The sequence below is a fragment of the Marinitoga sp. 1154 genome (genome assembly GCF_013363285.1).
GTDB lineage: Bacteria > Thermotogota > Thermotogae > Petrotogales > Petrotogaceae > Marinitoga.
On record NZ_LBFB01000003.1, the window covers coordinates 46,015 to 67,034 of the forward strand.

Consider the following 21,020-nt stretch of genomic DNA (forward strand, 5'->3'; position numbering starts at 1 on the left):
GTACCATTAATCCCAACTATTAAAAATATATTTTCATTAATCAACTTTATCAAACTTTTCAACCTTAATTATTTCTTTTCTCTTATATTCAGTATATATTTTATCAAATTCCTTGTGATATTTTTTAAAAATATTTAATATCTTCGGATCAAAAATATCTGGTTTTGTTTTAAAATCCCCATTGGTAATTATATTATATGTTTCCTTATGCGTATATTCATCTTTATATGGTCTTTCACTACGCAAAGCATCATATACATCGGCAAGGGCTACAATTCTTGCTTCAATTGGAATTTCTTCACCCTTCAAACCAAAAGGATATCCAGTTCCATTATAATTTTCATGATGATACATTGCTATATTTTTTGCCATTTTGAAACGTTCATCTTTTCCAAAAATTTTATCAGCAAATATTGTATGTTTTTTCATTTCTTCATATTCATCCCTTGTTAAACCACCTGGCTTATTTAAGATTTCATGTTTGATCATAAGTTTTCCTATATCGTGAAGTGGAGCATAAGATTCTATATCATCCACGAATTTAGAATCAAATCCCATTTTTTCAGCAATTAATCGCGAATATTTTGCCACTCTTTCAATATGATTTCCTGTGATTTCATCGTATTCTTCAGCAATTGATGATAAGTGTGAAGAGAATTTTCTATATGATTCTTCGAGATCATTATATGCTTTTTCTAATTGCATATATAAATCTTCTAATTCTTTATTTGTAGCTTCTAACTCTTCAGTTGATGCACTGATTTCATCAAATAATTCAAGCATTTCTTTTATGGATAAAAATTCTACTTCTTTCAATTCATTTAATTCTTCGAAATAAAAGTTTTCATCCCTTATAGGTTCTAAAATCTCTTCAAAATCACTCACAGAAATATTTAAAAAACTCTGTCTATCTAATATTCTTAATTCTTTTAAAAAGCTTTCCATACTTTTTATTATTTTAGAAAATTCTAGTTCAAATCTATGGATAAATTTAGTACTTTTCCCCCTTGAAACTAAATTCCATATTATTATTAAAAATACAAATAAAGAAATCACCAAATTGTATAATAATTGAAGTGTAATATCCAATGAAGTTGTTAATTTAAGATCATTCCAATTTGTTGTGTTGTTTATAAAAATTCTATTATTTATCATTGAAAATTTTTTTATTTCCTTTACTGGAATTTTTGAATATATAATTCTCCCACTTTTATCTTGAATTGTTAAAAAATAATTTGAATCTATTTCAAATCTTAATTCATCCAACTCTCCAATCAAATAACTATTACTGAATTTACCACCTATATATATATGAGATTTTTCATCAAAAAACTTATTTCTAAAAATAAAAATACCTGAATTTTTTTTTATTAGTTCAGAATAAAATTCTGTATTTGATATATTTTTTTCATCCAATTGGTTTTCTGGTAAAGTTTTTCTAATTTTTCCACTTTTATCGATTATAAAAAAATTTGAAATTCCTATATCTTTTAACAACTTTTCATCGTTTATTATACTGATATATTTCAAATGATAATAATAGTGATTCATTATGTCATTAAAATTATTTAAATTAATTACAGATACTGACTTTAAAGTTGAATTAATATTTAAAAACATTAAAATCCATAATACAATTATAATTAGCAAAAAAATTATATTTTGCCTTATCGAATTTTGAATGTATTTTTTTATTATTTCACTGTATCTCATATTAATACCTCACAATATTTTAATCGTTAGTTTAACTAAAATTAATATATCAACTGATTAATTAATTCATATATCCTGGGTCATTATATCATATTATCAATTAATTCTCAATAATAATTATAGTAACTATTCTGTAAAATTTAAAAGAAAGTAAGTCATTTATATCTTTCCATATCGATTTTATATATACCCATTTTTTTGATATAATATTAATAAAATTAACGTTGCATTTTCAATAAACAAAAACTATGTTCTGATATAATCTTGTAAGATATATCTCACCCATTCACACGCTTTGTATCGACTATTTTTTTTAAAACTTAAATAAAATTGCAATGAAAAAATCAAAAAATTTTTCATACGAATATTATATAAGAGAGGTGATTATTATATGTTAAATGATATTGAAATTGCTAAAAAAGCTTCACTAAAAAAAATAACAGATATTGCTATTGATCTTGGAATAAGTGAAGAATATATTCATCAATGTGGAAATCATATCGCTAAAATTTCACATAATTATTTGAAAAATATTGAAAGAAAAAAAGATGGAAAGTTAATTCTTGTTACCGCAATTAATCCAACGCCTGCTGGTGAAGGAAAAACTACTACAAGCATCGGACTTTCAATGGCTTTTAATAAATTAGGAAAAAAATCAATTGTAACATTAAGAGAACCTTCCCTTGGCCCAGTAATGGGGGTAAAAGGTGGTGCTGCTGGTGGAGGGTATTCTCAGGTATTGCCAATGGAAGATATAAATTTGCATTTTACAGGAGATATACATGCTATAACGACAGCTCATAATCTTGTATCTGCAGTATTGGATGCACATATAAAATTTGGAAACGATTTAAATATAGATGAAACAAGGATTTTCTGGAAAAGAGCTATTGATATGAACGATAGAGCTTTACGACAGATTGTAATTGCATTAGGCGGACACTCTAATGGGAAACCAAGAGAAGATGGGTTTGTTATAACAGCCGCTTCAGAAATAATGGCTGTTTTGTGTCTTGCTGATGATATTCCAGATTTAAAAAGAAGACTTCAAAATATAGTGGTTGCAAGGACAAAAAAAGGTGTTCCAGTTACAATTGGTGACTTAAAGATTGAAGGTGCACTTGCAACTGTATTAAAACATGCTATAAACCCAAATCTGGTTCAAACAATTGAAAACACACCAGCATTTATACACGGTGGTCCATTTGCCAACATTGCTCATGGAACAAACTCACTAATAGCTACAAAAATGGCTTTAAAATTATCTGACTACGTTGTTACAGAAAGCGGATTTGGTGCAGATCTCGGTGCGGAAAAATTTCTTGATTTTGTTTCTCCTACCGCTGGATTTAAACCGGATGCTATTGTTTTAGTTGCTACAATTAGGGCTTTAAAATATAATGGAGGATTAAAAGATTTTAATGAAAAAAATCTTGACGCATTAAGAAACGGAATTGTAAATTTGAAAGTACATATTGAGAATTTAAAAAAATTTGGTATACCTATAATTGTTGCTTTAAACAAATTTGACACCGATTTTGAAGAAGAAATAAAATTTGTCGTTAATTTTGTCGAGAATTTAAACATTCCAATTTCTATAAATGAAGCATACTACAAAGGGTCCGAGGGAGCCATTGATTTAGCCAAAAAAGTTATCGTTGAATCTAATAAAAAGAGTGAATTAAATACAATATATAACTGGCATGACCCTATAGAAGTCAAAATATTAAAATTAGCAAAAGAAATATATAGAGCTAAACATGTTGATTATGAAATGGCGGCAAGAAATAAAATTAAATTCCTTAAAAAACATGGTTATGATCATCTGCCTGTTATAGTTGCCAAAACACAATATTCAATATCTGATAATCCAAAAAAATTAGGAGCCCCTTCAAATTACAATTTTACAATTAGAGATTTTGAGTTATCCGCAGGTGCGGGTTTTATAGTAGCTTTAGCAGGTGAGATAATGAGAATGCCTGGTCTGCCAAAACATTCCAATGCTGAAAAAATCGATATAGATGCAAAAGGTAATATTTCTGGTTTGTTTTAAGGTGATAAACATGATTATTAAGGTTGATAAATTAGCACAAAAAATTAAAAGTAAAATCATATCGTTAAAGGATAAAAATTTAAAATTAGTAAGCGTAGCTTTAGAACCAGATAAAGCCACACTTGCATATTTGCACTCTCAGGAAAAATTGTCAAAAAAATTAAATATAAAATATGAATTAAAAATAGCAACTTCAAAAACAGAATTAATTAAGACAATAGAAAATTTAAATAATGATGAGTCAGTTAATGGAATATTTTTATCTCAACCTCTTCCCTTTGAACCTTATGAAGTCTTGCAATATATTGATCCTAAAAAGGATATTGAAGGAATCACTCCTTATAACTTAGGAAATTTAATATATGGAAAATCATATTTTAAACCATGTACAGCTGATTCTGTTGTTAGAATATTAAATAATTTTACAAATCTTGATGGTAAAAATGTTGCTGTAATAGGCAGAAGTGTAATTGTTGGATTACCAGTTTCAATAATGCTTTCGAATAAAGAAAACAATGCCACGGTAACAATATGCCATAGTCATACAAAAGATTTAAAAAATATAACCTTAAATTCTGATATAATAGTTGTAGCTACGGGAATACCAGAATTTTTAAAAAAAGATATGGTAAGAAAAAACAGTATAATTATCGATGTTGGAATTAATATCAAAAATGGTCACATCGTTGGCGATGTAGAGTCTGATGTAAAAGATATAGCATACGTTACAGAAGTTCCTGGAGGTGTGGGAGAAATAACCTCTTTAATCCTTTTTGAAAATCTGATAAAAGTTAAATTATAAACCATATGAAACATATGAAAAAATAACCATTCCAATTATAGCTGAACTTAGAATTATATATATTGGATCTATCTTTGTTTTTATAAATAATATTAAAGCATACAAAGCTATAATTGCACTGATAATATTTTTTTCTATTATTATTGGCTTTAATACGGATAAAAAAGTCACTGAAATTAATACAACAGTTCCTAATCTAAGTGATTTCATTAATAAATTTTTATTTAAATTAAATTTTTTCAAAAACATTTTAGCTGTATAATAATATATAATGGCTGGCATTACCAGAAATAAGGTATTTAAAAAAGCTCCGGGTAAACCATATTTTAGATATCCAATATATGTTGCAAGATTTACAGCAACTGGTCCCGGTGTCATCTGGGAAATAGAAATAGCATCCTGTAAAGCTTTTTCTGTTAATAATTTATTCTCAATTATTAATTGTTTTATAATACCAAGAGAAGCCCATCCTCCCCCAAACGAAATAAAACCTATTTCAAAAAAAAGAAAGACCATTTTAAACATTTTCATCATTCCTTTTTTCCAAAAAATAAAAAATTATAATGGTTGAAAAAAATGTTACAATAGTATATGAAGGATAAAAAAATATTATTGATATGGATAATATTATAATTATAATATCATATTTATTAAATTTTGTTGTTTTCACAAAATCATATAGAATCCCTGCAACCATACCTATTAATGATGCATATGCACCTTTAGTAAATCCAGAAACATAAATATTATCCGAATATCTTTTTAATATTAGAGCTACTAAAATTATGCTAAAAAACGGAGGTATTAATACGCCCAAAGATGCTATAATTGCACCTATTATACCTTTTATTTTTTTTCCAATTAACCATGATGTTTTAAATGCAATAGGTCCTGGCATTGCTTGAGCTATAGATAGTATTTCCATAAATTCATTTTCTGTAATCATCTTTTTAGATGTGAGGTTTTTTGACATTACAGGAATCATTGCATATCCACCGCCAAGCGCCAATGCCGATATTCTAAAAAAAATAAAAAATAATCTAATCAAAGATAACACCTCTTTCTATTTAGAACTTATATTTTGTATTTTATCATAATTTTTTATTTTTGAATATTCTTCTTAATTAAAAAGATGTATAATATCTTGTTAAGATAGGTTGCAAAAAAATTCAAGGAGGCGATTTGCATGATACCTACACCACATATTGAAGTTGATAAAAAAGGCATTATTGCAGAAACAGTTATTATGCCAGGAGATCCATTAAGAGCTAAGTTTATCGCAGAAACATTTTTAGAAAATCCTGTTTTGTTTAACACCGTAAGGAATATGTTCGGATATACAGGAACATATAAAGGTAAAAAAATTAGTGTTATGGGAAGTGGCATGGGAATGCCAAGTATAGGCATTTATTCATATGAATTATTTAAATTCTATGATGTACAAAATATAATAAGAGTTGGATCTTGTGGTGCTTACACTGATGAAATTGATTTATACGATGTTATATTGGTCGAAGAAGCATATAGCGAATCAACTTTCGCAAAGGTTATGGGAGGTATAGATGATGAAATCTTAAAACCTTCCAATGAATTAAATAAAAAACTGGAAAATGCTGCAAATTCATTAAATATCAAAATTCATAAAGGAAGAATTCACAGTTCTGATGTTTTTTACAGAGTTAATTTTGAAGATTATAAAAAAATAAGAGACACTTATGGTTGTATAGCTGTTGAAATGGAATCATTTGCATTATTTGCAAATGCCATGGTTACTGGCAAAAATGCTGCATGTTTATTAACTGTTTCTGATTCATTAGTTACCAAAAAAGCTACTTCAAGTGAAGAAAGAATGAAGTCATTTACAAATATGATGAAAATTGCTCTTGAAATGGCATAAATGGGCATTTTATGCCCATTTTATTTATAGCAAAAAATCGGGGTGAATTTATGAAAAAAAATATTTATGAATATTTATTTAACTTTTCCAATAATGCTATATTTTATTGGGATGAAAGTTTAAAGTTAATAAAAGCAAATAAAAAAGCTGCAGAATTATTGGGGTATTCATCACTTGAAAAAATGCAGGGAATCCCATATTCTAAACATATAGATGACACAGAAAAAGAAATAATTCAGCGAATTAAAAAAGCAATAAAAAAAGGGGAATTATTTCATATTTTTGAAAGGAAATATAAAACAATAAATGGGGATATAAAATGGGTTGAGGTTTATATTTCTCCTATTTTAATTGGAGAAAATAAATATATAATTCAGGAAGTGGATTATGATATAACAGAAAGAAAAATTCTTGAAGAACAATTAGAATTTGAAAAGAAAAAATTTGAAAATTATTTTAATCTTGCACAAACTATAAATGTGGTTCTTGATAAAAATGGAAATATATATGATATTAATAATAAAGCATGTGAAATATTAAAAGTTAAAAAAAATAGAATAATAGGAAAAAATTGGTTTGATAATTTTATTCCTCAGGAATTACGAAATGAAGTAAGAAAAGTGTTTAATAAAATACTATCTGGAGAAATTGAACCCGTTGAATATTATGAAAATGAGATAATAAATAATGATGGGGAAAAAATTATTGTATCTTGGCATAATAATTATATTAGAAAAGGAAAAAACATAATTTTTATTTTTTCCTCCGGAATAGATGTAACAAAAGAAAAAAAATATATACAACATCTGGAATATGAAAATAATTTCTCAAATGAATTCTTAAAATTATCTAATGAAATAATCTCGTCCCAATGGAACGAACAACTATATCAAAAAATTATAGATAAACTTGTTGACATAGTTCCATCTTCAGAAACAGGAGCTATTATATTTAAAAATAAAAAACATTATGAGTATAAAGCTGTTAAAGGTTTTGATATTAACAAATTAAAACCTATAAAATTTAAAATTGAAAATAGTGAAAGATTTTTGTTAAAAAATCCATATGTTGTTTCTAATTGGAAAGAAGAATATTCGCAAAATATAAAATATAAAAATACACTAATAAAATATGGTAATTTAGAAAAAATAAAAGAAACTTTGATAATCCCCTTATTTATAAAAAATAATTTATATGGTTTTATAACGCTTGATTCGTATAAAAAAAGATTTGAAAACATTGATAAAAATTTTGCTAAAATTATTAAATCAAATTTAGAATTTTTATTATGGAAATTAGAAGTAGATGAACAACTTCGCAAATCTGCTGAATACGATTTTTTAACAAAAATATATAATAGACAGGCTTTTATTTCTAAGATAAAAGATATTATAGTTTTAGAAAAGAGATTAAAACAAAAAATAGCATTTATTTATATGGATATAAATAAGTTTAAGTCAATAAATGATACATATGGGCACAGAATAGGAGATGAAGTGTTAAAGTTTTTTGCTGAAAGGGTCTCTTCTGTATTAAGGGAAAGTGATATGTTTGCAAGAATAGGTGGGGATGAATTTATAATTGCTTTGTTTAATACTGATAAAAACGGAGCAAAAAAAGTAGTAAATAAAATAAAAAAAGCTCTTAAAACGCCATTTCAATTTGGAAATATCAAATTGAACATTTCTGTAAGCTTTGGATGTTCTATTTATCCGAATGATGCAATCAATATCGATAAATTAATCGATATTGCTGATAAATTAATGTACAAAGAGAAACACCAGCAATAGAATTAATTTTATCAATGTGCAAATAATGAATGAGGTGAGTTCAATGCTTTTTAAAATAGAAAATGTATCACATAATTTTGGCACTCAGGATATATTTTATGATATTGACCTTTCAGTCTACGAAAAAGATAGAATAGCTTTAATAGGTGCTAATGGCTCTGGAAAAACTACACTATTGAAAATAATAAATGGGGAAATCGAACCATTGGAGGGTAATATTTTAAAAACAAAAAATTTAAAATTAGGATACTTAAAACAATTTAGAGCTGATGAATTAAATTTAACCCTTTTTAATTATGTTTTAAAAGAAATTGAAAAAAATATAAAAGATGAAATGAAAAATAAAATTGTAAGATCTGTTTTAAAAGGTATGGGATTCGATGAAAATCATTGGGATAGAAAAATAAATTCTTTGAGTGGTGGTGAATTAACAAGATTAGCGCTTGGTAGAGTTTTAGCAGGAGATTACAATTTATTGATATTAGATGAACCTACAAATCATCTGGATATATACTCTATAAATTGGCTCATTAATTATTTAAAAGCTTATAAAGGAGCTATGATATTTGTATCGCATGACAGGAAATTCATAAAAGAATTAGCAAATAGATTCTGGGAAATTAACAATTTTAAATTATGGGATTTTAAAGGAAATTATAAACAATATTTAACTCTTAGAGAAAATATCCTCATTAATATAACAAATAGAAAGAAAAACCTTGAAAAAGAAATTAATAGATTAAACTCAATGATTGAAAGGTTTAGAAAATGGGGAACAGAAAAAATGATGAAACAGGCTAAATTTAGAGAAAAATTACGGGATAAACTTTTAAAAGAATTTGAAAAAATACAATCACTACAGGAAGAAAAAATTATTAAAATAAAAATACCAGAACCTAAAAAAACCGGTTATAAAGTTTTAGAAATTAAAAATCTTTCTTTTGGCTATAATGAAAATAATTTATTGTTAAAAAATATAAATTTCGAAATAAATGAAGGGGAAAAAATTACCATTTTGGGGAAAAATGGTAGCGGGAAATCAACATTATTAAAATTATTAACAGGTAAATTATCTCCTGTAAAAGGGAATATTAACTGGGGATATAATATAAAAATAGGATATTTAGATCAGGTTATATCCTCACTAAACAAATCGCTTGATGTAATGGGGTTAATCTGGAAAGATGTTCCACAATGGCAGGATTATGAAGTAAGAAAATATATAGGAAGATTCGGTTTTTCAGGGGAAACTGTATTTAAAAGCGTTGAAACTCTTAGCGGTGGAGAGTTAACCAGATTAGCTCTTGCAAAATTAATATTACAAAAACCTAATGTTTTAATTTTGGATGAACCTACAAATCATCTGGACATTTTTACTATACAAACTCTTGAAGAAACGCTAAAAGAATTTAAAGGTGCTATAATTATGGTATCACATGATGAAAATTTAATAAAAAATTTATCTGATAGTTTTTATTTGATTAAAAATTCAGCATTATTAAAATATAAATCATTCGATGAAATATTACCAGAATTAATAAATGATTCATTTAAAATAAAAAAAGGAAATAGCTATAATATAGACTACAAAACAAATAAAAAAATAAAAAATAAAATAAAATCACTAAAAAGTGAAAAAAAGAGATTAGAAGAAAAATTTGAAAAAATAATTATAGATATTGAAAATATTGAAAATTTAATGTATTCTTATTCCCAAGATTATCAGAAACTGATAAAATTGGAAGAAGAAAAAAATAGTTTAGAGCAACAGCTTGAAGATATTACCAAAAAAGAAAATGAAATTATTCTTGAAATACAAAAACTGGAAAATATTGGAGGATGATTATATGATTTTCGGAATATATTCCGATCAAAGTAAAAATTTCTTTAACCCGACAAATCCCAAAATAGGCAATGAAATTACTATTAAAATCAGGGTATCAAAAAAATTAGGTCCTGTTTCAGGAAAATTATATTTATCAACGCAAAAACATTCACATAAATATAAACATTCAATTATGAAATTGGAAAAAGAAAATGAATTTTATTGGTACTTTTCCAAAAAATTTACCTTGACTAACAGATTAATACGATATCATTTTGAATTGGATTTTATAAAAATTAACAGAAAAATAAAATATGATTCTCAAGGAATAGTAGAAAAACGTCCTATCGAAGACTTTGTTATTATTCCAGATTTTGAAGTACCAGATTGGGCGATTGGAACCATCTATTATCAAATATTCCCCGACAGATTTTATAACGGCGATCCATCAAATGATCCTGTTAGTGGTGAATACATATATGACGGAGAACCTATAAAGAAAAAGAATTGGGATGAATTGCCAGATCCCGATAAAGGACATATTGAATTTTATGGTGGAGATTTAAAAGGAATAATTGACAAATTAGATTATTTAAAAGATTTAGGAATAGAAGCAATATACCTAAACCCTATCTTTGTTTCACCCAGTCCTCATAAATATGATACACAGGATTATGAGCATATAGATCCTCATTTAGGAGTAATAGTTGAAGATTCTGAAAACTTAGATGAAAAATATAAAGTAAGAACAACATCTAAAAAAAATCTAATAGAGAGTGATAAACTATTTTCTAACCTTGTTGAAGAAGCTCATAAAAGAAATATTAAAATAATTCTAGATGGTGTATTTAATCATTGTGGTTCATATCATAAGTGGGTTAATGAATATAAAATATATGGTGAAAATGAAGGGATTGCAAATAATAAAGAATTACCAGAATCAGAATATTTTTACTGGCATGGTGAAGAATATGAAGGTTGGTGGGGATATAAATCTTTACCAAAATTAAATTATAATAAAACAATGTTAGTTTGGAAATATATATCTCAAATAGGTGAAAAATGGGTAAAACATCCTTTTAACGCAGACGGTTGGAGGCTTGATGTAGCTAGAGATTTGGGAAAAGGCAAACGAATCAATAAAACATTTTGGAGATATTTCAGAAAAATAGTAAAAAAAGCTAATAAAAACGCTTTAATATTTGCTGAAGATTACGAATCTCCAAAAGAATGGATAGAAAGTTTATCATGGGATGGTATAATGAATTATATAGGTTCAATGGATCCTATAAGTTATTATTTAACAGGTATGGAAAAACATAATGATGATTTCAAACCAGAATTAATTGGAAATTCAGAATGGTTTATAAAACAATTAAAATGGGCTTGGAGCCAACTACCTCTAAATTCAAAGTATGTATCTTTAAATCAATTAAGTAATCATGATCACTCAAGATGGGCAACTCGTACAACTAAAAAAATTGGAAGAGCTAATACTCTTGGACATAAAGAAGCGGAATTTGATATAGATTGGGATATATTTAAAATTGGATATTTAATGGCTTTCACATTACCTGGAGCACCCGGTCTTTATTATGGGGATGAAATAGGATTACCTGGTTGGACTGATCCAGATAATAGAAGAACATTTCCATGGAAAAAATTACATGAAAATTTATACCAGGAAAATTTGAATTTTATGAAAAATATGATACAATTCTATAAAGAGCATAATGTTTTAAGAAATGGTTCAATAGAATTTTTATCTTGGGACAAAGGATTTATAGTATATAATATATGGGACAATAAAGAAAACTTAATAGTTATCGTAAATATAAACAATTTTACATATAAATTCGAAATTCCAGTATGGTTATCAGAAATTAATAATGGAAATTTTAAAATTATATATAGCACAAAAACTGTTACAGGAAAAGAATTTAGCGTTTATAATGGAATATTAGAAGGAGATATTTCAAAAAAGTGTGCTATCGTACTTCAAAAAATATAACATTTTATGTTATAATATTTGAGACAGTATCTTTAAAAGGAAATAAAAAGTCAAGATAAGGCTTACTTAAAAATAAATATAAAATACAAATATTAAAACAAAGAGCGAATCATTTAGCTTCGCTAAGAAAGGAGGAGAATTATGAAAAAGGAGATATATGGTAATAGTGCGACGATTTTTTTACATGGTAGGATAGATATAAACAACTCTGAAGAACTAAGAGATGAATTAAATGAATTAGCCGAAAATGGAATAAAAAGGATATTTATAGATATGTCAAATCTTGATTATATTGATAGTAGCGGATTAGGAAGAATTTTATATTTCTTTATGAACTACAAAAAAAAGGGTGGCTCAATGGAGTTACACAATGTGAGAAATGAAAATGTAAAAAAAGTAATAGAAATCGTTAGACTGGATAAAATTATTCCAGTGAGAGAATATAATGTTGATTAATCTCCTTATAGATGTTTAACTTTGCTATAAAGTACATATTTTTAAACTCTTTAATATAAAAAAGTTTATCATCAATAAAATAATCTTCCTTAAAAGGAAGATTATTTTATTGGAAACTAACTCTATTTTTTAATTTTTTTGTTGCTAAACTAATTTTATTTTTTACAAAAAGTACTTCTAAATTTAAATATATTATGGCATAAATATATTTAGATATATACAAATTGTATATAATAAGGAGGGATTAAGTTGGCTCATGTAAAAATTGCTATATATACAACCTCAAGATGTCCATGGTGTAAAAAGGCCAAAAAATATTTCAAAGAATTAGGGATACCTTTTAAAGAATATAATGTAGAAAAAGATCAAAAAGCTGCTGAGAGAATGGTTAGAAAAACTGGACAAATGGGTGTACCTGTAATAGAAATTGGAAATCAAACAATAGTTGGTTTTGATAAAGCAAAAATTGAAAGAATGTTAGGAATATAAAAACTGAGGCATTTTGCCTCAGTTTTTATATTATAACTAAATCTAATATAAAATAATTTAAAATTTTTATTTTTAAAAATGTCTATCATCAAATTAAACCGAGGTATTTTGCCTCAGTTTTTATTTACTCCCTCTGAAAATTTAAATAAATGTGATAAAATTAAAATAAGACTTATTATGAGGAGGATTTTATATGCATATTTTAACTTCTGAAGAAATGAAAAAAATAGACAATTATACTTCAAAAGAATATGGAATTTCTTCTGAGGTTCTAATGGAACAGGCCGCACTATCCATTTATAACGAAATTATTAAAGATTTTAATAAAAATACACATTTTTTATTTGTATTGGGAAGTGGGAATAACGGCGGAGATGGTTTGGCAACTGCCAGATTGTTATTCAATGAAGGATATAAAAATATAAAAATTGTTATTGTAGGAAATAATAAAAGTAATTTATTCAAAAAACAATTAGAAACCATCAAAAAATTTGGATTTAATAATTTTATAGAATATAATGACGATTTCAAAAATCATGTTAGTACTGCTGATTGTATTATTGACGGATTAATCGGTATAGGATTAAAAGGCAATTTAAAAAAAGAGATTATGGAGATTATCGATATTATAAACTCTAAAAAAAGAGGATATGTGATTTCTATAGATATTCCTTCAGGGATAAATTCAAATAATGGTAAAATACATAATACTGCTGTTAAAGCAAATAAAACCATAACCTTTGGTAGTTATAAACTTGGACATATCTTTTTCCCAGGAAGAGATTACTCAGGAAAAATTGTTGTTTCACCTCTTTCATTTCCAAAAGATTTATTCAAAATTTCTCATAGAAAGTTAGTTACAAAACAGATGATAAAAAAGTTATTACCTAAAAGACCGAAATTTTCTCAAAAATATGATTTTGGAAATGTTTTAATTCTTGCAGGTTCCTCTGAATTTCCAGGTGCATCTGTACTTTCTGCAATAGGTGCACAAAAAATTGGCGCTGGATTGGTTAAATTAATTACACCAAGTTCATTATCTTCATCTGTTTTAGAACATGAACCAGGTATTATATATAAATCATTAAATAAAGATAAATTTTCCTTAAGGGATATTGATATAATCTATAAAAATATAAAAAAAGCTTCTGCTATTGTAATAGGGCCTGGATTAGGTCGTTCAAATGAAACTATGCAATTTGTCAGAGGTGTTGTTGAAAATTCAACTGCTCCTATTGTTGTTGATGCAGATGCACTTTATGCTGTCGATGCATTAAGATTAAGAAAAAATATAGTATTAACTCCGCATGTTGGTGAAATGCAAAGAATTGTAAGAACTGATGAAATTGAAATAAGACAAAATTATGAATACACTGAATATTTTGCAAAAGTTAAAAAGGCTACTATAGTATTTAAAGATGCTACCACAATAATCACAAATGGTGAAAAAACATTTTTCAATATTACTGGCAATACCGCATTATCTAAAGGAGGAAGCGGAGATTTACTTACCGGTATCATCGCAGGTCTAATTGCACAGGGACTAAATGTTATGGAAGCAAGTATTGTTGCATCTTATTTATCTGGTAGAACTGCTGAAATCGTCAGTGGTGAAAAATCGGAATATTTTTCAACCCCTCTTGATATAGCTAAAAACTTATATAAAGCTATTTTGGAGGTCATGAATGATTAAAAGAAAATTGCTTCAAAAATTAAAGCAAAAACAATCTCTAAACCAAAAACAAATACAGGCATTAAATTTTATTCAAATGCCCTTAAATAAACTCGATAATGAAATTAATGACTTTATATTAGAAAATGTATTCTTAAAATTTAAAGAGGATAATTTAAATTTTTATAGTTTAGATTATCTTGATTATATTTTAGAAACAACAACATACAAAATCAGCTTTTTAGAAGAAATTAAACCCTTATATTTAGCTCTTGTCCCATCTTATCTTGAAGATTATGCAGAAACTTTATTTGAATATCTCGATAAAAATGGAATATTAACTATTTCAAAGCGAGAATTTATTAAAAAATATAATATCAACAAAAAAGATTATGATTTATTAATTGAAATTCTTAAAAACCTTGGACCTTCTGGATTTGCTGAAGAATCTTTAAATGATGCATTAAAAATACGAAAAGAAAAAGGAGAATTTGGATTGCCGCTCTCAAGTTTAGAAAATGGAGAAAATATTATATATATAAATGCTAAGCCGGATATTATTTTTTTTGAAAAAAACGGCAACATAAAATGGCAGGTAAATATCCCAACTCTCCCGGAAATAGATGAAATATATCTCAAAAATCTTAAATCTTTTAAAGAAAAGAGTTTAAGAAAGTATATTGAAAAAGAAATGGAAAAATTATATATAATAAAAAACGCTATCAATAAAAGAAAAGAATATCTAAATGTATTGGCAGAAATACTTGTTTTAGAAAATTCTAATTTTTTAAAATATGGAAACACGCCAAAAACACTTGGAATAAGAGAAATAGCTCAAAAATTAAATATTTCACCCTCCACTGTGAGCAGAAGTATTGCATCAAAATACTTTATGAATTTAAAAAAAATTATATTTCCATTTTCAACTCTTTTTAATACCAGAGATGCTCAAAAAAATAAAAAAGAGATTATACTTAATTTTATAAAAAACAATATGAATATTTCTGATAGTAAATTATCTAAATTAATTGAAAAAAAATTAAACATAAAAATATCTCGAAGAACTGTAAATAAATATAAAAATCAATTAAGGGGTGGAAAATAATGCAAACCTTTATAATATCAGGTGGAACTCCAAAAAGTTCTCTTGAATTTTATAAAAATATTATAGGTAATTCAGATCTTCTGATAGCAGTAGATAAAGGTCTTGAATTGTTTAAAAAATTGGATATCGAACCGGATTATTTAATTGGAGATCTGGATTCCGCATCTCAAGAATCGATAGAATGGGCAGAATCAAATGATGTTGAAATTATAAAATATAGATCTGATAAAGATTTTACAGATATTGATTTAGCTCTTGATTTTGCCATTGAAAAAAAATCAAAAAAAATTATTATTTCAGGTTTTTTAGGTAATAGATTAGATCATATATTTGGAGCTTTACTTTTGTTAAAGAAATATAATACAGAAATTATTTTTAAGGAAGAATTTTTAGAAATTTCAAAAATACCTAAAAATTTTGATAAAAAGGTGAGTAAAGGTGAAATATGGTCAATCTTTTCGCTAACAGAAAGAACAGAAGGAATTTATCTTAATGGTTTTAAATATCCATTAAAAAATGGAACTTTATTTTTTAACAACCCTATTGGTATAAGCAATGAAACTATAAATGAAAAAATTGAAATCTCTTATTTAAAAGGATGCCTGGTATATTTCAGATGGAAAAGCGACTCATAAGAGTCGCTTCAGACTGTCGACAAAGTCCAAGTAATCCTGGTATAATAAAAATAGGGATTACTTGGATTTTTTTTTGGAGGTGAAAGAAATGATCACCAAAAGGAAAAGAGATGCAAGAAGACAAATAGAGATGGTAGCAATAGAGGATTTAGTGCCGGAAGACCATTTAGTAAGAAAAATAGAAGCAGCAATAAATTTTGATTTCATATATAAGTTAGTAGAAGATAAGTACTCACAGGATAATGGAAGACCTAGTATAGATCCAGTAGTATTGATAAAAATAGTGCTGATACAATATATATTCGGAATAAGATCCATGAGACAAACAATAAAAGAAATAGAAACCAATGTGGCATATAGATGGTTTTTAGGATATGGATTACATGAGAAGATTCCACATTTTTCAACATTTGGAAAGAATTACGAGAGAAGATTTAGAGGGACAGATATATTTGAAAAGATATTTAAACACATATTAGAAGAAGCAATAAAAAATAATTTAATAAATGCAGAGGAGATATTCATAGATGCAACTCATGTAAAAGCAAATGCAAATAAGAAAAAATACATAAAAAAAATAATTGAAAAAGAAACAAAATCATACAAGGCTAAATTAGAAGCAGAAATCAATGAAGATAGAAAAAAACACGGGAAAAAGCCATTAAAACCTAAAAAAGAAGAACCTAAAAAGAAAGAAACAAAGGAAAGTACAACAGATCCGGAAAGCGGAATGTTAAATAAACAGGGAAAAGAAAAGATGTTTGCATATTCCTATCATGCAGCAAGTGATAGGAATGGGTTTGTATTAGGAGTAAAAGTAACAGGGGCAAATATCCATGACAGTGAAATGTTTGAAGAAGTATTAGAAGAAGCGATAAAAAATACAAATAAAAAGCCAAAAGCAGTTGCAATAGATGCAGGATATAAAAAAGGATTCATAATAAAATCAATATTTGAAAAAGGAATAATACCAGTAGTACCATACACAAGACCAATAGGAAGAAAAGGAATGATGAATAAAAGAAAATTCAAATATGATAAAGAAAGAGACGTATATATATGTCCTCAAGGAGAGAAATTAAAATATGTAACAACCACTAGAGAAGGATATAAAGAATATAAATCGGATAGACTAATATGCGAAATGTGCCCATTATTAGATAAATGTACATCAAGTAAAGATAAAATCAAAAAAATAGCCCGACACATTTGGGAAGATGAAATAGAAAAAGCAGATAAAATCAGATTAAGTGAGTATGGAAAAGAAGTATATTCAAGAAGAAAAGAAACAATAGAAAGAGTATTTGCAGATTTAAAAGAAAAACATTCAATGAGATGGACAACATTAAGAGGAAAAGAAAAAGTGTCCATAGAAGCCTTATTAGTCTTTGCAGCCATGAATTTGAAGAAAATGGCTATATGGCTATGGAGAAATAGGAAGGGAACCTCAAATTTTTCGAAAAAACTTCAAAATTTTCTTCTTGCTCTCCAAAAAATCAAAAAAATTTTCTCAATTTTATATTTCAAAGATAAAAAATACCTCTCTGCTTGATTTAGCAAAGAGGTTTGTCTTCAATCTGAAGCGACTCATAAGAGTCGCTTTTAATTATTCATATATACCTATCACTCTAAAACTTATTTCTTCATCATTTACATAAGATTTAGCTGGAGTTGTTTTAGCTATAATGTTTCCATTTTTTATTACATAAAGCACTTCACTTCTAAGTCTTATAGCTTCTATTTTACTTGGTGCATTTAAAATGATTAAATCAGCTTTATTTCCTTCTTTTATTCCATAGTCACTTAAATTCATAAGTTTTGCGGAATTATATGTAATTGCATCAAAGATCTCATTAATTTCATTATATCCAGTCATATGTCCAACATTCAAAGCCATAAAAGCTACCTGAAGCATATTATATCTTCCAAGCGGATACCACGGATCCATTACAGAATCGTGCCCTAATCCAACATTTATTCCTGATTTTAATAACTCTTTAATTCGAGTCATGCCTCTTCTTATCGGATAATTATCAAATCTTCCTTGAAGAGCTATATTATCAAGCGGATTCGCTATAACATTTAATTGAGCTTTTTTAAATACACTCATTAATTTATAAGCATAAGCGTTATTATATGAATGCATAGCAGTAATATGACTCGCTGTAACTCTTCCAAAATAATTTTCTTTTATAGTTTTAGCTGCTAAATATTCTACAAATCTTGATTGATCGTCATCAGTTTCATCAATATGTACATCTATATCTTTATCAAAACTTTTAGCTAAATCCATTATAATATCAATACTCTTTATCCCATCATCTCTCGAAAATTCATAATGAGGTATTCCACCAACTATATCTGCTCCAATTTCCAATGATTTTCTCATTAAATTTTCTCCATCTGGAAAACTAACTATCCCTTCCTGTGGAAAAGATACTATTTGAACATCCACTAATTCTTTCATTTCTTGCTTAACTTCAACCATTGCCTTTAAAGCTGTTAATTCAGGGTCACAAACATCTACATGAGTTCTTACTTTTAAAATCCCTTGAGCCACAGCCCATTTCAAAGCCTCTTTAGCTCGTTTTTTCACATCTTCATGGGTTAATTTCAATTTTCTTTTGCTCCATATTTCTATTCCTTCCCATAACGTTCCTGATATATTATATTGAGGATCGCCTACAGTAAGTACTGCATCAAGATGAACATGAGGATCAACAAATGGTGGCGACACCAATTTTCCATCTGCGTCAATTTCTATTTCTGCCTTTTCTTCAATTTTTCCTATTTTTATTATTTTTCCATTTTCAATAAAAATATCTTTTAATTCTTTATCTTCGCCAATATGCGCATTTCTTATTATCATTTTCATGATTCTTCACCTACAACTATTTCATGATTATTATTTATTCCAAATACTTTTAACAATATATCAAAAATTACATAAAACACAAATGCTCCTATAATACCATTAATTGGAGGAACACCGGGGCTATATTTTGCAATTAAAGCTCCTGCAATATAACCTAAAACTCCAGACCAATTAAATTTTTGAAATTTTATATTTGTAATTTTTGGATATTTCATTTTATGTTTGTAAAAAAAGTCTGCCATAATTACTCCACCTATTGGTGGAATAAACGTTCCAAGAAGAACAAGCCATGGAATAAGCCAATTATACATTCCCAATATTGCTAAAATAGTTCCTATTGCAGCGCCTCCAATTGTAAAATATCTTCTTTTCTCTGTTCTAAAAAAGTTACATCCTGCAACAGAAAAATTATAAATTGTATTATCCTGTGTTGTCCAAATATTCAAAAATAACATTACTATCCCCCAAAATAGCAATCCCTGTTTTACAAGAACATTTACTATGTCCGGCTCTTGATAAACTAATCCACCATATGCTCCAGCAAAAATCATTAACCCATTACCTATAAAAAATGCAACAAGTGATCCAAATACAGCAGAATATGCTGTCTTTGAAAATCTTGTCCAATTTGTAGATTGAGTCCCTCCACTAACAAATGTTCCAAAGATTATAGTTATAGCTGCTGCTGTTGTCATATCCTTTGTAGGTTCTATCCCAAGAATTCCCGCTAAACCTCCTGCATCCTTTGTTGCTATTGTCATACTCCATATAATTAATATCGTCATCAGTGGCACAGAAAACCTTGAAAGCCATTCCAATCCTCTATATCCAACATATGCAGTCCATGAAAAAGCAAATCCAAAAAGTATCATTAACGGTATATTCCATCCCTGGGGTAAATTGAGAAACTTTGTCAAAAGAATAGCTATTGTTGCAGTTCCCCAGGCATACCAGCCGATTTGTGTAAATCCTAAAATGAAATCTGGCCATTTACTCCCCCAATCTCCAAAACTATATCTTCCTAAAAGAACTGTACTTAATCCTGTTTTAAATGCTATATACCCTAATATAGCAACATATAATCCCAATAACAAGTTACCAGCAACTATTAAAAGCATCAAATCTGGCCAGAATTTAAAGGATACTCCAAGATTACCTCCAGCCCACATCGTTGCAGTGAAAAAAGTAAATCCTAATAAAACTACCGATATTGACCAAAACCCTTTCCTTTCTGATATTGGAACTTCAACCAACGGAAAATCTTCTGACCCTTCTTTTAACTCTTCATTCTTCTTTTCTAAAATTTCTTCATCTGCCATTTTTCTCCCCCCTTACACAAAATTCAGTTATAAAGAAATTTAATTAGAATTAATATTCTAATTTTTATTGTTTTTATTCACTTAACAAGGTTACTTATAGGTTATTATCTCACAAAAAAAATGTTAAAACAATTTCTCTCTATAATAATCATCTTGAATTAGAATAGATAAATATCAAATATACTAAATTATCTATTATTTTTTTATTTTTCATTTTTTCTTAATAATAGTATAATATAAATGTAGAGATAATAATATTATTCCATATCCTGCGTATACTAACAGAGAATTAATTTTTTTTTCATCAATCATTTTCGATATTGAATTATATTAAAACAAAAAACGGCTCCAATGGGAGCCGTATTACAAAGGAAGAAG

17 protein-coding genes are annotated in these 21,020 nt (G+C 27.2%); 12 read left to right on the forward strand and 5 right to left on the reverse strand.

What is annotated here, in order from left to right; translation table 11 throughout:
* Positions 1 to 36: 36 nt before the first annotated feature.
* Positions 37 to 1,713, reverse strand: coding sequence for an HD-GYP domain-containing protein (locus XO12_RS11205; protein WP_197073305.1), 1,677 nt, complete (start codon positions 1,711 to 1,713; stop codon positions 37 to 39).
* A gap of 391 nt (positions 1,714 to 2,104) precedes the next feature.
* On the opposite strand from XO12_RS11205, the gene XO12_RS02225 reads away from it, so the two are divergent.
* Positions 2,105 to 3,766, forward strand: a complete 1,662-nt coding sequence (locus tag XO12_RS02225) for a formate--tetrahydrofolate ligase (protein ID WP_175419618.1) — start codon at positions 2,105 to 2,107, stop codon at positions 3,764 to 3,766.
* A gap of 10 nt (positions 3,767 to 3,776) precedes the next feature.
* Entirely contained in the window at positions 3,777 to 4,568 is a 792-nt protein-coding gene (locus XO12_RS02230) for a bifunctional 5,10-methylenetetrahydrofolate dehydrogenase/5,10-methenyltetrahydrofolate cyclohydrolase (protein ID WP_254867665.1), read from the forward strand.
* On the opposite strand, the gene XO12_RS02235 is transcribed toward XO12_RS02230, so the two are convergent.
* Both XO12_RS02235 and XO12_RS02240 read right to left on the reverse strand, forming a co-directional pair.
* Positions 4,563 to 5,084, reverse strand: coding sequence for a chromate transporter (locus XO12_RS02235; protein WP_175419620.1), 522 nt, complete (start codon positions 5,082 to 5,084; stop codon positions 4,563 to 4,565). The two genes, XO12_RS02230 and XO12_RS02235, sit on opposite strands and share 6 nt — an antisense overlap.
* Before the next feature lies 1 nt (position 5,085).
* Positions 5,086 to 5,616, reverse strand: a complete 531-nt coding sequence (locus tag XO12_RS02240; RefSeq protein WP_047265049.1) for a chromate transporter — start codon at positions 5,614 to 5,616, stop codon at positions 5,086 to 5,088.
* A gap of 138 nt (positions 5,617 to 5,754) precedes the next feature.
* On the opposite strand from XO12_RS02240, the gene deoD reads away from it, so the two are divergent.
* From deoD to XO12_RS02290, 10 genes are all read left to right on the forward strand, one after another.
* Positions 5,755 to 6,465: a purine-nucleoside phosphorylase gene (gene deoD / locus XO12_RS02245; protein WP_047265048.1), complete on the forward strand. Its 711-nt coding sequence runs from the start codon at positions 5,755 to 5,757 to the stop codon at positions 6,463 to 6,465.
* Positions 6,466 to 6,515: 50 nt separating this feature from the next.
* Positions 6,516 to 8,255 (forward strand): sensor domain-containing diguanylate cyclase, encoded by a 1,740-nt coding sequence (locus tag XO12_RS02250; protein WP_175419621.1) that lies wholly within the window; start codon positions 6,516 to 6,518, stop codon positions 8,253 to 8,255.
* 43 nt (positions 8,256 to 8,298) lie between these two features.
* Positions 8,299 to 10,098, forward strand: coding sequence for an ABC-F family ATP-binding cassette domain-containing protein (locus XO12_RS02255; protein WP_175419622.1), 1,800 nt, complete (start codon positions 8,299 to 8,301; stop codon positions 10,096 to 10,098).
* Positions 10,099 to 10,102: 4 nt separating this feature from the next.
* Positions 10,103 to 12,091: a glycoside hydrolase family 13 protein gene (locus tag XO12_RS02260; RefSeq protein WP_175419623.1), complete on the forward strand. Its 1,989-nt coding sequence runs from the start codon at positions 10,103 to 10,105 to the stop codon at positions 12,089 to 12,091.
* A gap of 141 nt (positions 12,092 to 12,232) precedes the next feature.
* Complete coding sequence (locus tag XO12_RS02265) at positions 12,233 to 12,547, forward strand: STAS domain-containing protein (RefSeq protein ID WP_047265045.1); 315 nt, start codon at positions 12,233 to 12,235, stop codon at positions 12,545 to 12,547.
* A 249-nt stretch (positions 12,548 to 12,796) separates the two neighbouring features.
* A complete protein-coding gene (locus XO12_RS02270; RefSeq protein ID WP_047265044.1) occupies positions 12,797 to 13,036 on the forward strand; it encodes a glutaredoxin family protein in 240 nt (79 codons plus the stop codon).
* A 193-nt stretch (positions 13,037 to 13,229) separates the two neighbouring features.
* On the forward strand, positions 13,230 to 14,729 hold the full coding sequence (locus XO12_RS02275) for a bifunctional ADP-dependent NAD(P)H-hydrate dehydratase/NAD(P)H-hydrate epimerase (protein WP_047265043.1): 1,500 nt from the start codon (positions 13,230 to 13,232) through the stop codon (positions 14,727 to 14,729).
* Positions 14,722 to 15,813, forward strand: a complete 1,092-nt coding sequence (locus tag XO12_RS02280; protein ID WP_047265042.1) for a hypothetical protein — start codon at positions 14,722 to 14,724, stop codon at positions 15,811 to 15,813. Before XO12_RS02275 ends, XO12_RS02280 begins: the two co-directional genes overlap by 8 nt.
* Positions 15,813 to 16,448 (forward strand): thiamine diphosphokinase, encoded by a 636-nt coding sequence (locus XO12_RS02285; protein WP_047265041.1) that lies wholly within the window; start codon positions 15,813 to 15,815, stop codon positions 16,446 to 16,448. The genes XO12_RS02280 and XO12_RS02285 overlap by 1 nt, the downstream gene beginning before the upstream one ends.
* Before the next feature lie 88 nt (positions 16,449 to 16,536).
* Positions 16,537 to 18,000 (forward strand): IS1182 family transposase, encoded by a 1,464-nt coding sequence (locus XO12_RS02290; RefSeq protein ID WP_175419624.1) that lies wholly within the window; start codon positions 16,537 to 16,539, stop codon positions 17,998 to 18,000.
* A 54-nt stretch (positions 18,001 to 18,054) separates the two neighbouring features.
* Here the strand turns inward: XO12_RS02290 and codA are convergent, their stop codons facing one another.
* Both codA and codB read right to left on the reverse strand, forming a co-directional pair.
* The gene (codA, locus tag XO12_RS02295; protein ID WP_197072634.1) at positions 18,055 to 19,323 is read right to left on the reverse strand and encodes a cytosine deaminase; all 1,269 of its coding nucleotides are present in this window, start codon (positions 19,321 to 19,323) and stop codon (positions 18,055 to 18,057) included.
* Complete coding sequence (gene codB / locus XO12_RS02300; protein ID WP_175419625.1) at positions 19,320 to 20,642, reverse strand: cytosine permease; 1,323 nt, start codon at positions 20,640 to 20,642, stop codon at positions 19,320 to 19,322. Before codB ends, codA begins: the two co-directional genes overlap by 4 nt.
* Positions 20,643 to 21,020 lie beyond the last annotated feature (378 nt).

What these genes read in the sequence shown, in the direction of transcription:
- XO12_RS02280 (WP_047265042.1), top strand. Translation starts at nt 14,722, where the DNA reads ATGATTAAAAGAAAATTGCTTCAAAAATTAAAGCAAAAACAATCTCTA.
- XO12_RS02260 (WP_175419623.1), top strand. Translation starts at nt 10,103, where the DNA reads ATGATTTTCGGAATATATTCCGATCAAAGTAAAAATTTCTTTAACCCG.
- XO12_RS02255 (WP_175419622.1), top strand. Translation starts at nt 8,299, where the DNA reads ATGCTTTTTAAAATAGAAAATGTATCACATAATTTTGGCACTCAGGAT.
- deoD (WP_047265048.1), top strand. Translation starts at nt 5,755, where the DNA reads ATGATACCTACACCACATATTGAAGTTGATAAAAAAGGCATTATTGCA.
- XO12_RS02225 (WP_175419618.1), top strand. Translation starts at nt 2,105, where the DNA reads ATGTTAAATGATATTGAAATTGCTAAAAAAGCTTCACTAAAAAAAATA.
- XO12_RS02230 (WP_254867665.1), top strand. Translation starts at nt 3,777, where the DNA reads ATGATTATTAAGGTTGATAAATTAGCACAAAAAATTAAAAGTAAAATC.
- codA (WP_197072634.1), bottom strand. Translation starts at nt 19,323, where the DNA reads ATGAAAATGATAATAAGAAATGCGCATATTGGCGAAGATAAAGAATTA.
- XO12_RS02235 (WP_175419620.1), bottom strand. Translation starts at nt 5,084, where the DNA reads ATGGTCTTTCTTTTTTTTGAAATAGGTTTTATTTCGTTTGGGGGAGGA.
- codB (WP_175419625.1), bottom strand. Translation starts at nt 20,642, where the DNA reads ATGGCAGATGAAGAAATTTTAGAAAAGAAGAATGAAGAGTTAAAAGAA.
- XO12_RS11205 (WP_197073305.1), bottom strand. Translation starts at nt 1,713, where the DNA reads ATGAGATACAGTGAAATAATAAAAAAATACATTCAAAATTCGATAAGG.
- XO12_RS02250 (WP_175419621.1), top strand. Translation starts at nt 6,516, where the DNA reads ATGAAAAAAAATATTTATGAATATTTATTTAACTTTTCCAATAATGCT.
- XO12_RS02265 (WP_047265045.1), top strand. Translation starts at nt 12,233, where the DNA reads ATGAAAAAGGAGATATATGGTAATAGTGCGACGATTTTTTTACATGGT.
- XO12_RS02285 (WP_047265041.1), top strand. Translation starts at nt 15,813, where the DNA reads ATGCAAACCTTTATAATATCAGGTGGAACTCCAAAAAGTTCTCTTGAA.
- XO12_RS02290 (WP_175419624.1), top strand. Translation starts at nt 16,537, where the DNA reads ATGATCACCAAAAGGAAAAGAGATGCAAGAAGACAAATAGAGATGGTA.
- XO12_RS02275 (WP_047265043.1), top strand. Translation starts at nt 13,230, where the DNA reads ATGCATATTTTAACTTCTGAAGAAATGAAAAAAATAGACAATTATACT.